The 16,116-nt window shown below is 67.7% G+C and carries 7 protein-coding genes and 3 pseudogenes; 2 read left to right on the top strand and 8 right to left on the bottom strand.

Features of this window, described 5'->3' with window-relative positions; translation table 11 throughout:
- Positions 1–424: 424 nt before the first annotated feature.
- From ACFC96_RS44140 to ACFC96_RS44115, 6 genes and pseudogenes are all read right to left on the bottom strand, one after another.
- The gene (locus ACFC96_RS44140; protein ID WP_376618261.1) at positions 425–4,183 is read right to left on the bottom strand and encodes a tetratricopeptide repeat protein; all 3,759 of its coding nucleotides are present in this window, start codon (positions 4,181–4,183) and stop codon (positions 425–427) included.
- 231 nt (positions 4,184–4,414) lie between these two features.
- On the bottom strand, positions 4,415–4,942 hold the full coding sequence (locus ACFC96_RS44135; protein WP_376618259.1) for a hypothetical protein: 528 nt from the start codon (positions 4,940–4,942) through the stop codon (positions 4,415–4,417).
- Positions 4,943–5,019: 77 nt separating this feature from the next.
- Complete coding sequence (locus ACFC96_RS44130; RefSeq protein WP_376618257.1) at positions 5,020–5,295, bottom strand: hypothetical protein; 276 nt, start codon at positions 5,293–5,295, stop codon at positions 5,020–5,022.
- Between the two features lie 479 nt (positions 5,296–5,774).
- Positions 5,775–6,019: pseudogene (locus ACFC96_RS44125) on the bottom strand (transcriptional regulator); the annotation flags it as partial.
- A gap of 192 nt (positions 6,020–6,211) precedes the next feature.
- Positions 6,212–6,694 (bottom strand): lamin tail domain-containing protein, encoded by a 483-nt coding sequence (locus ACFC96_RS44120; protein ID WP_376618293.1) that lies wholly within the window; start codon positions 6,692–6,694, stop codon positions 6,212–6,214.
- A gap of 587 nt (positions 6,695–7,281) precedes the next feature.
- Positions 7,282–8,016: pseudogene (locus ACFC96_RS44115) on the bottom strand (transposase family protein).
- A 158-nt stretch (positions 8,017–8,174) separates the two neighbouring features.
- Here ACFC96_RS44115 and ACFC96_RS44110 point away from each other — a divergent pair.
- A complete protein-coding gene (locus ACFC96_RS44110) occupies positions 8,175–9,077 on the top strand; it encodes a hypothetical protein (RefSeq protein ID WP_376618255.1) in 903 nt (300 codons plus the stop codon).
- A 937-nt stretch (positions 9,078–10,014) separates the two neighbouring features.
- On the opposite strand, the gene ACFC96_RS44105 is transcribed toward ACFC96_RS44110, so the two are convergent.
- Together ACFC96_RS44105 and ACFC96_RS44100 are read right to left on the bottom strand one after the other, a co-directional pair.
- On the bottom strand, positions 10,015–10,740 hold the full coding sequence (locus ACFC96_RS44105; RefSeq protein ID WP_340458307.1) for a hypothetical protein: 726 nt from the start codon (positions 10,738–10,740) through the stop codon (positions 10,015–10,017).
- Between the two features lie 167 nt (positions 10,741–10,907).
- A pseudogene (locus ACFC96_RS44100) lies at positions 10,908–11,231 on the bottom strand (transposase); the annotation flags it as partial.
- Positions 11,232–11,394: 163 nt separating this feature from the next.
- On the opposite strand from ACFC96_RS44100, the gene ACFC96_RS44095 reads away from it, so the two are divergent.
- The gene (locus ACFC96_RS44095) at positions 11,395–16,116 is read left to right on the top strand and encodes a DUF6531 domain-containing protein (RefSeq protein WP_376618254.1); all 4,722 of its coding nucleotides are present in this window, start codon (positions 11,395–11,397) and stop codon (positions 16,114–16,116) included.

Genomic DNA, 16,116 nt, shown 5'->3' with positions numbered 1-16,116 from the left:
GGCCGAGGACTGGCCCGAAAGCAGCAAACACAAAGAAGGGTCCGGGTCGTAGGCGACGCCGGTGACGTGCCCGGCCAGTTCTGGGGCGATGGCCTTCCACCGTTCCCGCAGGGAGGGCGCCGGCGGCCAGGAGCCCCCAGGTATGGGCGAACTGTGTACAGGCCATTGCCATTTGCCCCCACGAACTCTGCATCGAACTCCCGTCTCTTGCCCGCCATGGCTCCCAACTTCCCCTGCCAGTCAAAGTCTCTACGCTACGAGGGGAAGATCAAGTCCGGCCTCGCCCGCAGAACCGGCAGGTAATGGGCTTGCCTCTGCTAGGTCGGCCCAAGACCCGACAGAGGGGCGCGGCGCGATGCGAGTCGCAGTGCGCGGTCGAAGAGCAACTTCTCCTGCGCGGCCTCGGCGCTGGCGCGTCCCTGCCTCACCACGCCCATGGGCGAGGTTGTTGCGGGTGGCTATTGGTCAGGGTGGCTTCGTTGCGGGGACCCAGCCTTCGTGCCAGGTCAGGCAGTAGTTCCTCGAACTCGGATACGGCACCGACTGCATCTCCGGCTTTACTCCGCCAGTGGGCGAGGTCGTTGCGGGCGGTCAGGGCGTGGCCGTGGCTAGGGCCCTGCACTCGTACCAAGTCAGGCAGTAGTTCCTCAAACGCGGCTACAGCACCGGCCGCATCACCCGCCTCACCCCGCCAGTGGGCAAGGTTGTTGCGGGCGGTCAGTGTGTGACGGTGGTCGGCACCCTGCACTCGCACCAAGTCAGGCAGCAGTTCCTCAAACGCGGCTACAGCACCGGCCGCATCACCCGCCTCACCCCGCCAGTGGGCAAGGTTGTTGCGGGCGGTCAGTGTGTGACGGTGGTCGGCACCCTGCACTCGCACCAAGTCAGGCAGCAATTCCTCAAACGCGGCTACAGCACCGGCCGCATCACCCGCCTCACCCCGCCAGTGGGCAAGGTCATTGCGAGCAGCCAGGGCGTGGAGGTGGTCTGGGCCCTGCACTCGCACCAAGTCAGGCAGCAATTCCTCGAACTCGGCTACGGCACCGAGCGCATCCCCCGCTTCAACCTGCGAGTTGCGGCGGACTGTCAGGGTGGCGGAGCGGTGAGGGCGCTGCACTCGTACTAGTTCAGGCAACAACTGCAAGTACTGGGCTACAGCACCGGCCGCGTCCCCCGCCTCACCCCGCCAGTGGGCAAGGTTGTTGCGGGCGGTCAGTGTGTGACGGTGGTCGGCACCCTGCACTCGCAGCAGATCAGGCAGAAGTTCCTCAAACGCGGCTACAGCACCGGCCGCATCCCCCACCTCACCCCGCCAGTGGGCAAGGTCATTGCGAGCAGCCAGGGTGTGTGGGTTATCCGGGCCCTGCACTCGTACCAGGCCGGGCAGCAATTCCTCGAACTCGGCTACGGCGCCAGCCGCATCCCCCACCTTGCCCCGCCAGTGGGCGAGGTCGTTGCGGGCGATCAGAGTGTCACGGTGATCTCGGCCCAGCGCCCGCATGCGGATAGCCAACAGTTCCTCAAACGCGGCTACAGCACCGGCCGCATCCCCCGCCTCACCCCGCCAGCGGGCAAGGTCATTGCGAGCAGTGAGGGTGTCGGGGTGATCTGGGCCCAGCGCCCGCATGCGGCAGGCCAACAGTTCCTCGTACAAGGTCGCAGCGCCGGCCGCATCCCCCACCTCACCCCGCCAGCGGGCCAGGTCATTGCGAGCAGTGAGGGTGTCGGGGTGATCTGGGCCCAGTTCCCGCATGCGGCTAGCCAACAGCCTCTCGAGCTTGGGCACACCGTTACCCCGATCCAGCGGCGCGGATTTCATGTAGCCGATGGTCTCGTAGACGAAGTGGGGGTCCTGCACCCGAAACCGGTCCGCCTGCAGCTCCTCGGACGCGGCCGCATTCTGAGCCTCATTCCGCCAGTGGGCGAGGTTGCGGCGAGTGGTCAGGGTGTCGGGGTGGCTCAGGCCCAGGACTCGTACCCGGTCGGCCAGCTGTTTCTCGTACGCGGCTACGGCGCCGACCGCGTCCCCGGCTGCACCCCGCCAATAGGCGAGGTTGCCTTGGGCTGCAAGAGTGTGGAGGTGGTAGGGGCCCAGGAGCCGCGCGCGGTCGGCTAGTAGTTCCTCGAACGCGGCTGCGGCGCCCGCCGCGTCCCCCGCCTCACCCCGCCAATAAGCAAGGTTGCCGCGCACGGCCAGAGTATTGAGGTGGCCGGGGCCCTGCACCCGCACCAAGTCAGGCAGTAGATCCCCGAGCGCAGCTGCGGCGCCCGCCGCGTCCCCCGCCTCACCCCGCCAATAAGCAAGGTTGCCGCGCACGGCCAGAGTATTGAGGTGGCCGGGGCCCTGCACCCGCACCAAGTCAGGCAGTAGATCCCCGAACGCGGCTGCGGCGCCTGCCGCGTCCCCCGCCTCACCCCGCCAATAAGCAAGGTTGCCGCGCACGGCCAGAGTATCGGGGTGGTCAGGGCCCAGAATCCGCACCACGAGGGCCAGCAGTTCGTCAAGCGCAGCTGCGGCGCCGGCCGCGTCCCCGGCCGCACCCCGCCAGCCGGCGAGGTGGCGGCGGGTGGAAAGGGTCTGGGAGTGGTTGGGGCCCAGCACCCGAGCCCGGTCGGCCAACAGCTCCTCTAGCGCAGCTGCGGCGCCGGCCGCGTCCCCGGCCGCACCCCGCCAGCCGGCGAGGTCGTTTCGAGCGGTCAGGGTGTCGGGGTGATAGGGGCCCAGGTGGTGGCCAGTGGTCTCGGCCAGGCGGTGGTAGTGGGCTGTGGCTGCGGTGAACTGGCCTGCTTCACCAAAGCTTTCACCGGTACGGAAGAGCACCGGGTGGGCGTCGGGTAGGTGGAGGGCGTCTTCGGCGGTGAGGGCGAGCGCGGTGGCGTTGGCGCGCAGGGCCTGGGCTAGGTCGATGTCTCGTCCGATGGCAGGCCAGGCGGTAGTAAGGGAGTCGGCGGCGGTGCGGGCAAGCCGGTCGTGCTGGTCGGGGGTGAGGGCGTCGCGGGTGGCGCGCTGGATGAGCTGGTGAACGCGCACAGCCCGGTGGGGAGTATCGGGCGTGTGGTCGATGAGACTGAGCCGGCGCAGAACCCTGAGCGCGAGCACGGCGTCCTCGGCCGAGATCAAGGCCGGCCGGTGGATGCCGCCTGTGTCGGTGCCCGTGCGGTGCTCGGCAGCATGCGCGAGGGCGGGCTGGCTGGTGAGCACCGTGAGGGGGATGCCGTTGGGGTCGAGGAAAGCGGCCAGTTGGAGCATGGGGCTGGCCAGGCCCACCGGGCGGAGCTGGTTGGCGCGTTCGACGGACAGGGACCAGGTAGCGGACACAGTGGCGGCCTGACCATCAGGCAGTACGCCGGGCTCGGGGAGCAGGTCGGCCAGCTTCCTGATCCGGTTGGCCAGCATCTGCTGGTAGGAGGCGCAGGTCAGGTCCGCGTCGATGATGTAGGCCGCGGCCTGTGCCAGGGCGAGCGGCAGGTGTCCCAGGTCGGCGGCGAGGCTGTTGATTTGGTCGGTTGGCTCGTGACAGTCGTGTGCGGCGAGTACGGCGGTGACATAAGCGGCGGATTCTTGGGGGGTGAACAGGCCCACGGTGACCAGGCGTCGGCCTGTCCCGGTCAGGGCGGCCTCGCGGCGGCGCGTGGTGACCAGGACATGGCCGCGCGGACTGGTGGGCGGCCACCAGCCGATCATGTCGGCGGGGTCTGTGACGTCGTCGAGGACGATCAGCCACCGGCACGGCTTCTGTTCGGCTTTGGGTTCCAGCCAGGCCAGGAACGTCCGCGCGGCCTGCTCGGGGTCGCGGGGGTCGGCTGCAAGGATCTCCACACCGGCCTGCGCGTAACCGGCCGTGATCGCTGAGCGGTTTCTCGCGCTGATCCACACCAGTACGTCAACCTCGCCCCTGCGCAGGGCCGTGCGGGCGTGGTCGGCAGCCAGCTGCGTCTTGCCTACCCCGCCGGTCCCAGTTAGTACTTGCGTGTTCAACCCGTCGGCGGCGGCCCGCAACTGGTCGGCCTCTAACCGGTGCTGAAAGGAAAGGGCGCGCGGTGGGAGCACGCCGACCTGGTGCGGCCAGGCGGCCGGTGTGCGCGGGGCCGCCTGCTGCACGAGAGTGAAATCTTCGATCGCCAGGTATCCGGTGTTGGCCAGCCCGCCCTCGCTGGCAGTGGCGGCTCCCGTATAACTCACATGTACCGGGCCGACAGTGTGTGCGCCAGGTCTGGCGTAGCCGGATACCGCCGTGGTGCCGTGGCGAGTTGCGGCATTGCCGGCGTCCGCGGCAGAAGGAACGGACGGCTCAGGCGTTGCGCCGGCGTCCCCAGGACCAGCGCCAGGGGCATCGTCCGGGCCGGGGCGACGGTTGGGCCATCTCATCATTGGACGCTGTTCCTCCCACATGCTGTAACCGTCCCGGCCGGGTCAGCTGAAGTCGACTCCCGTGTTCGCGCTGCTGCCGGGACCATCTGCGGTCGCGTCCCCGGTTCGCTCCGCCCTAACAGGCCCGCTCCCACCCTGCTGCGGGCGTTGCACGCCGGTGGCCGCCCGGCCTCCACCTGTGGCCTTGGCCTTGCCGGTATCAACCGCTGCGACCCCCGGCTCCGGGGTGGCCGGGGACTGCATGAGTGCCCACACCAGGGCGGCGACACCGGTGGCGCATTGGACCGAAGCGGCAACCAGTTGGCCGGTGTCCGGGTTGTTGAGCAGCCAGAAGAACGGCGTCGATACCGTCAGCACGACCGCGACCACCACAACGATGATCTTCCTACGCCACGACATACTCATCCGCCCCCTCAACAGCACCGGACGCCTTTCACTAGCAGATGAGGACGTCCCTGCACAATCACTGGTTCCCCGCGCGCTGTTGAACTCACCATCCCCCGCCGCCGGCACAAGCAGAAACCACATCAACTTGTATGCGAAGGTCAACCTCGGCACGACGGCGTCCACTCGGCAAAGGAAGGCAGCGGCACAAGTACAAGGTCGGCGAAGTCACTCGACGTGCGCCCCCTTTCCAGGCCGGTGGGTCAGGCCGTCTCTCCAGATACCGGGGGCAGTCCGGCCACGCATCCCGGGCACCAGCCGCCACGCTCGCGCCACGGGCGTTCCTCGTTCTGCGTGGACAGCGCCTTGGCGTGCCGGTGCACCGTGCAGGCCAAGGCGTAGGTGCTCTCTTCCCGGCGGATGACCTGGGCACCGTCCTTGGGGTGGTCGTAGACGAGATCCCAACCGGGAATCACAGACGGGCCGAGGGCATCGACACGGCGACGCCCGTCACTGCTGACGTGCTTGGTTCGCTCCATGCGGTCTCCTTTGTAGCGTCCGTCTTCTGCCCCGTGTGTGCTTGAGGGCAGGCGGCATGTTTCAGGAGGGGGAACTTACCCGTTTACCTGAGGATTATCGTTTGCCCTCCGGCGACTTCAGTGTGGCGCCCAGAGCGGGCCCTCCATATCCAAGCTGGTCTGCAGAAGCAGGTGCAGGCTCATTAACGCACTTGTTCGGGTTGATCACGGGCGTGTCGTAACGATCACGCGAGTAGGTCCAGTGGTCGCGGGACAGCCATCGCGCGAGTTGGCAGGAGGCGAAGGGGGCCGGTCTCGATGATTTCGCACTCGGAGCATGGATGGCTCTGCCGTTTCCGTGCCCTGCACGAAGCAGGGATGAGTATCTCCGCGATTGGAGGCGGCGAGACACGCAGAATCCGCTCCCTGCTGAACGTGTCCGCCCTTGCCCAGATGCTGCGTCGAAGCCGACGGTGCGGTGAAGTTCTGACAGACCTTGATCAGGCGGCGAAGCCGATGTTCATGACGTACTCGTAGGCGCCGTAGTCGGATCCGAGGTCGACGGTGATGCCGTCGAACCAGGCCTCGTCAATGGCCTCGTCGTCATCAGCGGCCCATGCGTCGACCATCCGGTCCCACTGGCGCACGTTGAGGGTGCGGAAGGAAACGTCACGCTGGCAGGGACGGGGACCTGAGACTGGTTGAGGGGGTGGAACTCGACACGGGTGCCGCGGCCTTGCCCGTTTGAGGCCATCAGTTAGCGCTCGTACATCTCCGTACGAAGTTCAGCACCCGCCCACGGCGATGCCTGTCAGTGCAGAGCGCGCCCAGAGGGGTGAAGTGGGGCGGGCTGTCGAGCATCAGTCCGCCCCACGCTTGTCGTCCTGGCCGCCGCAGCCAGGGGCCACGGCCTCCGCAGCGTTCGGCTCAGGTGCTTCTAGCGGTGGTAGTGGTGGCGGCCCCAGGAAGCGTCGTCGACGAAGCGGTCACGGTCGTTGCGCAGGGTCGCGGTGTCAACGCGGTTGTCCCACACGTAGGTACGGCGGTTCTGGTAGACGTCGTGGCGGGTGTCGTAGCCGATGCCGGTGTGGACGCGGACCGTGGCACGGCCGGCGAGGCGGTAGTGGTCGAAGGTGTAGGTGTGGCCGTCCTCGTCCGCCAGTGTCCAGCCATCCAGGTTCACGCTGCGGCGGGTGTTGTTGGTGATCTCCACCCACTCCTGGTTCAGGGAGCGGTTGGAACGGGTGTCCCATCCCGGGGAGTCGTACTGCACGCGGCTGATCTCGACGCTCCGCCACTGTGCGCCGTGGTCGGCGGCGGACGCCGGCACCGCGATCACCGCGGTGCCAGCCGCGACGGTCAGCGCGGCAGCAGTCAGACGGCGAGCGGACGTGGATACGGTCACAGGATCTCCCTGCATCATGCGGGCACCCGCCCGGCAGCCCCCCAAGAGCAGCCGGAGTGGTGCGGTGTTCGGGTGGCGGCCGGCCGGCCGCGCACGCACACCCTGCTCCCCCGCCGACTCGCCGCGGATCCAACACGGCACGCGTTGCCGTATGCCCACACTGCCGTGACAGTCGCCTGCAACATCCACCTATGTGACCTATGTGTCGAATTGATGGTCCGGCAGCTCACAGACCCTTGCCGCTACTGGCCGCCGCGCTGCATCCGTCATGCCCGGCGGCTCGGCGAGCGGGCCGGCGTCACCCGAAAGTGAGTAACAGCGCCGCCGCCCGAACTCCACGGCACCTGGACCAGCCCGTCGCCGGCCCAGGGCGGGCAGCAGACGTGAAAAAGACCCCGCACCACAGATGTGGGTACGGGGTCTTCACGGAGCGCCGGGCAGGCCTTGCACCTGCATCTCCCCGCAGGAAGCGGGACGTCTTTCCTTGGACCACCAACGCATAGCGTGCCGACAGGAGTTCCGTCGGTCAGCTCAAGATCAACAATAGCAGACCCGGCACGTCGCGCGAACCGGTGGCAGACATGGAGCCTTTTCCATCGTGATCAGGCGGCGAGTCCGAGTGCGACGATGGCACGGACGACGGCGGTGATCCGGGTGGTGCTGCAGCGGAGCTTCCTCAGGAGGCGCCAGCATTTGAGGGTGGCCATAGCGCGTTCGCCGAGGCTGCGAATCTTGGCGTGATCGCGGTTGCGACGACGACGCCAGCCGCGCAGGTTCTTGCCCCGGAACGGGACGCAGACAGCAGGGCCTGCGCCCTGATACGCCCTGTCAGCCCAGCACTTGACGTCGTCAGCGGCGAGAGCCGGGGGGGGATGCCGTGGGTCCGGGCCGCGGTCAGATCGTGCACGGCTCCGGGCAGCGGGTCCGAGGCCCAGATCAGGCGGCCGGCTGGATCCGCGAGGACCTGCACGTTCATCCCGTGGTGCTTCTTCTTCCCCGAGAAGTACGGGAGGTCGGCGGCGATGCGGTCGATCAGCAGTACGGTGCCGTCGAGGATCACGTACGCCTTCTTCCCGCACCGTCGTTATGGCCTGTTCCAGCGTGGGCGCGAGAGCGGCCAGGAGGTCCACGGCCTCGCGTATGTACCGGTGGACCGTCGCGATTCCGACGCGGAAACCTGCTGCGAGGCGGGCGTAGGTGTCGCCGCAGCGCAGGTGGGCCAGGACGAGCACGGCCTGCCGGCCACAGATCAGGCGACGCCAGCGGGAGCCGATCCGTCGACGGTGGCCTGCGAGGAGACCGGATAGGTGCTGCAGAGAGCGGCTGGACAGGTCGATACCGACGGGTAGACAAGCACGCGGAAGCTCCTGACAGACTAGTGATCTTGGCTGAAAACCCACCTACCAGGGGCTTCATCCTGTTGTCAGCTCAACGGCGTACTGCTGATGCAGGTTGAGAAGGCTCAATGTCAGTGCCGTGCTGTTCACTTGGCCGCGTGGACGCCTCAGCTCTGCGCGCCCGTCTGAACGACGCCTGGCGCGCGCCCGAATTGCACTGCCCGCTGCCCATTCATGGGGCAGGGCATGTCTGTGTGCCCAGTGACGCGGAGGATCTGGCCGAGCTGGAGCGCGTCGCTGCGGACGTGGTTGACGGGGCGGGTCTGCCGGTACGTGCCTGGGTCGTCGGGGGTAGGGCGGCAGGGGTGCCCGACGGTCCGCCGGTGGGCGGGGAGGGTGGGCTCCCCATCGGCGGGGAGGGCGGGCTGCTGGAGCTGCGCGGGTGGGTGCTGGCCGAGCACTGGTTCGGATACGGCGTGACGGCCACCGCCGATGGCCCGCGCCGCGTCGTGATCCTCGCCCGGCGCGCGTTCACCCGCCCGCCCGGGGTCGAGTGGGTGGCGTTGCTGCGGGAGGCCACCGGGCGGACGGAGCCCGATCGGTGCGGCGTCGACTGGGCCGCGACGGAGACAGCGCTGGGCACCGCGCTGCCCGGTGACTACAAGGACATCGTCGACGCCTTCGGCGCGGGCAGCTTCGACGAGTACCTGGACCTGTTGGTGCCGGGTGCGCTGGGAACGGATCTAGTCTCCTGGGGCCAGGACATGGCGCGGTACGCCGACCTGTACCGGCCATACCCGGTCCACCCCGCGGCCGGCGGCGTGCTCATATGGGGGACCTCCGAGCAGGAGCTGACCTTCCACTGGCTGACCGGACCGGCCGATCCCGACGACTGGCCGGTTCTGGTGCAGTACCTGGACGGTGAGTGGCAGCGCTTCGACTGCGGCACCGGCGAGTTCGTGCTGCGCCTGCTCACCGACCGCACCCCGCCGTTCGCCTTCCCGCCCTCCGCCGGACCGTTCCCCCACTGGTTCGCCTCATGGGAGCTGCCGGAGGGCTAAGCCCCTGCTAACCCGGCTGTCAGCGCCGCTGACCATGCTCGGCGAAGCGTCTGGGCCGCCGGGACAGACTGCGGATCTGCTGGTCACGACCCCGCTACAGACCGGTTCAGTCGTCAGCAGGCCGATGAGCAGTACAGGGATGAGGTGGGAAAAGGCTCATGGATGCGCTCGAACTCGGTCCCCAGTGACTGTTCTTCGCCGATGCTGACGTACAGGAAGGCAGCCATCGGTTTCCGGCCCTGTCGACGACTTCCTATGGCCCCTGTCCGGTTCCCCGGGCTCGGTGTGGTAGTTCGCATAGCGTGCGGGTAGTGGGTCGCTGTCGAGTAACCCCATGGCGCGCTACCAGCGCAGCGTGTCAGAGAGGACTCGGGTCCAGGCGTCGAGCGTGGCCAGGCCCAAAGCGCGTATGCGAGCGTGGGCCACGACTCCCACCGGGTACGTAGAGTGGTGACCGGTCCGCGCGCAGCGGCACGTGCGCGCAGTACCAGGCCCGCTCTCTGTGCGCCCGTATCCCTGCGCACATCGTCTAGCAGTGCTGTCATGACCTGGCGGCGTCCGAATGCGTAGAGCGCCGGCTCGACGAATCAGCGGCAGAAGCTGGGGGCCGGGTCGTAGATGGTTGTGGCTGTCGACGGGGCGAAGAACTCTTCGGGCAGGCTGGGGCGTTCGCGTAGCGGCTTGCGTACCACATGGGGCAGGTGCCGCGCGCGTCGGTCTTGCGGCAGGCCGACCGTGTTGTCGAGGTCCAGCGGCCGAGTTACCTCGGCCGCGCATGGCAGGAATGAGCGTCTGCTGCCTGGTTGTGCTCTTCTTCGGCCATGGTTGCATTCTCGGCTGGTGCTGGATCAAGAGGTGTAGGGGCATTGGTTGGTGGTCCGTGAGCCGCGGCTTGTCGCTCAGCTGCTTCTACGCAAGGCGAAACGCCGCCCCGCGGTCAGCCCGTCTCGCCGCTGAACGCAGCACCCAGCTTCACTTCTGCCCAACGGGCGTCCGTTTGCGGAACTATGCCGCCGCCAGCCCGCCAGGAATTGACGCACAGCCAGAGACTGCATTTGCCCTCGTTGGTGACCATCGCCATCTCGCCGGCCTTTGCGAATTTCGGCAGTTTCGGGCGGGGATTTCCTTGAGCGTCTGCGCCGAAGGCAACCTCTCTGGGTACGAGCTGGATCTGTCCGCGTTCCTCGGACTTCGCAGTGATCCCCGGGCCTTTCAAGCCGACGAAACTTCCGCCGGCTCCTTTTTCGCTCCAACCGACGACACCCTCGTCGTTGTGTCCCAGCCCGAGGACTCCGTATCCAAACCCGGGTCCCGGCAGAGTTACTTCTCCTACGACACCCGATACTGTCTTCAGCCCGAGCTGAGGATCTGTGCCAACTGAAGCCTCATTGGCTGTTGTTCCCTTGACACCGGCAGAGGCGGGAACGACGAAGTGCGCACCATCTCGAGGGGTTTCCTCGCTGTCGGTGAAAAAACCCCAGACCCCGAGTTTGCCGAAAGCCCATGCCCTTCCGGCCACTCCATGACCCGTTGCGCTCTGGCCAAAGACTCCGTGACCTGTGCCATTTGTTTCCCCGACCACGCCGTTGCCGTTGACGTCGTTTCCGCCGTAGACCCCGGAGATCTCGTCCTGTTGTGACTTGCCAACGAGATTGTTCGCCATGGTCCCGTCATCCTTTCTGCGGGTATCCCTCACTTCTCCGGCACGGCGGCAGTCAGCCGTCGGTTCGCCGCCGGGCGGGGCCGACATGGCCCTGCCACCAGGATCGGCCCTCACTGGCCCCGTTGCACCCGGAGGCTGCCCTTCGCGTGGAGGGCGCAGTTCCGGCGTCACGCACGCCAAGGTCTTTGATGGGGCGGGAGCTCTCTCGTGAGGGCGAGGTTGTGCCGGTGGGCGATGCCGAGCATCGCGGTGTGAACGTCGTCGCCCTTCAGACGGCAGTCGCGAAGGATCTTCCGGGTCTTCATCCGCGCGTAGACGTGCTCGACGCGGGCTTGGACCGTGCGGTGGGAGGTGTGGTGTTCCTCGTTCCATGCAGGCAGTTCGGTCTGGCCGCGTTCGCGGCGGTGCGGGATGAGCAGGCCGGTGCCCCGGTAGCCGCCGTCCGCGGTGACCGTGGCCCGGCCGACGGCGGCCTTCGCACCGGACAATTCCTACGCCGTGCACGTCATGCGCTGGTCCCCCGCTGCCCTGACCGCGAAGCTTGGCGGTGTGGTGCATGTCCCAAACGGCCAGCTTGCTGCCTTCACCTGCGTCACTGCCGTCCACTAGGGTTCTTGATCACATACGGGGCAACGTCGCGCCCGCGAGCGGGCGTTGGGACACGGGGGAAGTAGGGGCATGGGTTACACGATTCCGGGCTGGCTGGACGAGATTCTGGACTTCATCGGGATCAATTTCCCGAACGTGGATGAGGACGACTACCGCGAAATGGCCACCACCATGCGGGAGTTCGCGGAGAAGTTCGAGGGCCACGGCGGCGACGCGCACAAGGCGTTCTCCCGGATCCTGTCCTCCTCCGAGGGCTGGGCCGTCGACTCCATGGAGAAGCACTGGAACCAGATCAAGACCAGTCACCTGGAAAAACTCCCGGAGCTGGCCCGGCTGTTCGCGGACGCCTGTGACGTGCTCGCCGAGATCATCGAGTGGATGAAGCACAAGGCGGAGGCCGAACTCGCCATCATGGCAGGTTCGGTGGGCCTGTCGATCGGCCTCGCCTGGGTGACGGGCGGTCTGTCGGCGATTCTCGGTGCGGCCGAGATCCAGGCGATGCGTCAGGTGGTCAAGCGGATCATCGACGAAGCGGTCGACCGGATCGTCGACGAGGTGATCGCGAAGCTGACCGAGCCGGTCAACGCGAAGCTGGAGGCGATGGTCGAGGACATGGTCCTGGACCTGGCCGACGGCGCGTTCCACATGCCGCCGGCCAACGGGGGTGGTGGCGGCGGGCACGGCGGCAAGGGCGGAATGCATCTTGACTCGGCCGGCGATGCCGGCGCTGGCTCGGGCAAGGTCACCCGTATCAATCACGTCGAGTTCGAAGACGGCGCGGGCAAGGTCTCGCGGCACGGCAGCGAGATGCATACGGCTGCCTCGGACCCGCTGGGCCGGGTCAAGGGCGCGTTCGGCCGCAGCAAGGGCCGCGATCCCTTCACGAAGGCCTTCGACAGCGTGCTGCACGGCGCGATCAAGGGCTCCGAGAAAGCCCTGAAGAAGATCAGCACGCACATCACCGAGACCGTGCCGGAGCGGGTCAAGGGTGCTTCGCAAACCCACAAGGGCAAGGATCACGACGTCCGCGACAAGGTCAATGCCATCGAGGGCGGGAAGAAGGCCCGCGGTGAGGACGGCGACGGCCAGTCGGGCGGGTATGGCGGCCGCGGCAAGAACCTGCGCGACAGGCTGAAGTTGGCCTCCGCCCAACTGGCCCAGCAGGCTCGCTCGTTGAAGAACAAGTTCACCTGCGGCGACCCGGTCGATATGGCCACCGGACAGATGATCCTCGCCCAGACCGACATCGACCTGCCCGGCGTTTTGCCCTTGTCTCTGCGCCGCACGTATCTGTCCGGCTACGCCGCGGGACGCTCCTTTGGTCCGTCATGGGCCTCCACACTCGACGAACGCCTTGAAGAGGATGAGTCGTTGGGCGGATTGTGGTGGTATCGGGAGGATGGCTCCGCGCTTGCTTATCCGCGCCTGCCTGACCTGCCTGGTGACTGGGTAGATCCGGCCCAGGGAGAGCCTTTGCCGCTCGCCTACGTGACGCGCGACGCCAGCTACGTTTTGACCGTGCAGGACCCGCGCTCCGGGCTGATCCGGCACTTCGAACGCGCCACGGCGCAGGGCGGCGTGTGGTGGCTGGTTTGTGTTGAGGACCGTAACGGCAACGCGGTCACTGTGGAGCGCGACGAGCACGATGTCCCCCTGACTGTCACCCACAGCGGCGGCTACCGTGTGCAGGTCGACTCCGACCAGGGTCGCGTCACGGCCCTGTCGATGCTCACCGATGACGGGCCGGTTCGCGTACGGGCCTTTTGCTACGACGACGCGGGGGATCTCACCGAGGTCCGCAACGCTGTCGACGCGCCCCTGCACCTGGGCTACGACGCCGACCATCGAATAACCCACTGGCGCGACAGCAATGACACCGCGTACTCGTATGCGTACGACGGCCAGCACCGAGTCGTCGCCACCCGGGGCACAGACGGGATCCTGGACGCTCGCCTCACCTACGGGGGCCCTGACGCGGACGGCGCCACCACCGCCACGTATACCGACTCCCTCGGTCATGTCACGGTCTACCGCGCCAACCGGCACGGCCAGATCATCGCGATCACCGACCCGCTCGGCCACATCACCACCCAGACCTGGGACCACCACGACCGTCTCCTGACCCGCACCGATCCGCTCGATCGCACCACTCGCTGGGAGTATGACGACGCAGGCGACCTGGTGCAGGTCACCACACCCGACGGGGCGACGACCAAGATCGGCTACAACGAGCTGCACCTGCCGGTGGAACTGATCGGCCCCGACGGCGCCCGCATCCGCCAGGAGTTCGACGCCCGCGGCAATCGAACCGCTCAGGTCTTCCCGGACGGCGCCGCGCTGCGTTTCACTCACCACTCCAACGGAGCGGTGGCGCAGGCCACTGACGCGGCCGGAGGCCGTGTGAGCGTCCTGGCGAATCCGGCCGGTCTGCCCACCGAGGTCACCGACGCGAGGGGTGCGACGAGTCGCTCCCGCTACGACGCGTTCGGCCGTCTCGTCGAACTCGTCGACCCGCTCGGGGAGCTCTCCACGACGTGGTGGGACGCGGAAGGGCGGATGCTGCGCCGTTGCGCAGCCGACGGAGCCACCCAGTCGTGGGCCTGGGACGGGGAGGGCAACTGCACCAGCCACACCGATCCGGTCGGCGGCATCACACGCTACAGCTACGGGCCCTTTGACCTGCCCGCCTCGCGCGTTGCGCCCGACGGGGCAACGCACACCTTCCGCTACGACACCGAGCAGCGCCTCACCCATGTCACCAACTCGCTTGGTTTGACGTGGAGTTACCTCTACGACCCGGCCGGGCAGCTGATCTGCGAGACCGATTTCGACGGCCTCACGTCCCGCTACGCCTATGACGCGGCGGGCCAGCCCGTCTCCCGCACGAACGCCGCGGGCACGACCGTCGCGTACACCTTCGACGCGGCCGGCCGGGTCAGCAGCAAGAACGCAGACGGTGAACACACGCAGTACCACTACGACGTGGCGTCCCGGATGACCCGCGCCATCACCCGGGACCACGTCCTGGACTTCACATACGACAGCGCGGGACGCCTGGCCGCGCAGAGCGTGGACGGCGCCGCGCTGCGGTTCACACACGACCGTGCCGGGCGGCGCCGCAGCCGGACCACCCCGTCGGGAGCCGTCACCACGTGGACGCAGGGCGCGGACGAGGGCACCGCGCGCATGAGCGTGTCCGGGCGCGCCATCGACTTCACCTACGATGCTGCAGGGCGGGAAGTCGTACGCCGCATCGGCGAGTTCGCCACATTGACCAGCAGCTACAACCTGGCGGGGCGGCTCGTGGGCCAGGCCGTGTCCGCGGGCCTCGAGCAGCGGCTCGTGCACCGCAGGACGTATTCCCACCGGGCCGACGGTCAGCTCACTGGCATCGACGACCTCCACTCCGGGCCCCGGCGCTTCGATCTCGACGCGGCCGGGCGCGTCACCGCAGTCCGCGCCGCGAACTGGAGCGAGACGTACGCCTATGACGCCATGGGGAACCAGACGGCGGCGTCCTGGCCCACCCGGCATGCGGGCCCCGACGCCATCGGCGAGCGTGCCTACACCGGCACCCGGATCACCCGCGCCGGGAGCGTCCGCTACGAGCACGACGCGCTCGGCCGCATCGTGGTGCGGCAGAAAACCCGACTGTCCCGCAAGCCGGACACCTGGCGCTACGAATGGAACGCCGACGACCAGCTGAGCGCCGTCACCACTCCGGAAGGCACCCGCTGGCAGTACACCTACGACGGACTGGGCCGGCGCACCACGAAGCTGCGCATGGCCGCCGACGGGAGGACCGTCACCGAGCGCACCACGTTCACCTGGGACGGAGCCACGCTGTGCGAGCAGAGGGTGCACAGCAGCGGCTCGCCCGAGCTGATCACGCTCACGTGGGATCACGACGGCCGCGTCCCGATCGCCCAGACCGAAACCAAGTCACTCGCCACTGCGCCCCAGGACGCCATCGACCAGCGGTTCTTCGCGATCGTCACCGACCAGATCGGCACCCCGACCGAGCTCGTGGACGAAACGGGCATCATCGCCTGGCGCAACCGCGCCACGCTCTGGGGCGCCACCACCTGGAACAAGGGCGCCACCGCGTACACCCCGCTGCGGTTTCCCGGCCAGTACTACGACCTCGAGACGGGGCTGCACTACAACTACTTCCGTCATTACGACCCGGAGTCCGCCCGCTACCTCACCCAGGACCCGCTGGGGCTGCTGCCTGCCCCCAACCCCGTCGCGTACGTCGAAAACCCGCATTCCCTGAGCGACCCGCTGGGCCTCAAGCCGTGCGACGAGGCCGACGTCACCTGGGGCGACCGGGTCCAGTACGGCGACCTCGGCCCGCACAACCGGGCCACGTCGATGCACGCCACCATCACCCGCGACATGCTGGGTGGGAAGACTGGCCCCAAGGTCGACCCTGCCGGCTGGGAGTCCGGTAAGGGCTACAACCGGGCGCATCTGCTCGCCGCGATGATCGGCGGATCCAACAAGGACCCGCGCAACTTCGTCACGATGCACAGCTACGCCAACTCGCCCGTGATGCGCCAAGTCGAACTCCAGGTCCGCAACGCGGTCCGGGACAACGACGAGATCATCCAGTACAGCGTGAAGCCCATCTACGCCGACGGTAATGCGAAGATTCCCCTCGGCGTGACCATCGAGGCCCACGGCAACAAGGGCTTCACCATGCACCCGCACGGCAGCGACAGCGGCGGGACCAACAGCGTCACCATCTGGAACCGCAAGCACTGA

The organism is Streptomyces sp. NPDC055955, from assembly GCF_042270245.1.
In the GTDB taxonomy this organism is placed as follows: Bacteria; Actinomycetota; Actinomycetes; order Streptomycetales; family Streptomycetaceae; genus Streptomyces.
Note: the sequence above shows the minus strand (reverse complement) of the source record. Positions and strands in the feature narration are given on the sequence as shown.

Excerpts from the sequence above, each read along its gene's own strand:
- ACFC96_RS44130 (WP_376618257.1), bottom strand. The coding sequence starts at position 5,295 with ATGGAGCGAACCAAGCACGTCAGCAGTGACGGGCGTCGCCGTGTCGAT.
- ACFC96_RS44120 (WP_376618293.1), bottom strand. The coding sequence starts at position 6,694 with ATGCAGGGAGATCCTGTGACCGTATCCACGTCCGCTCGCCGTCTGACT.
- ACFC96_RS44105 (WP_340458307.1), bottom strand. The coding sequence starts at position 10,740 with ATGGCGAACAATCTCGTTGGCAAGTCACAACAGGACGAGATCTCCGGG.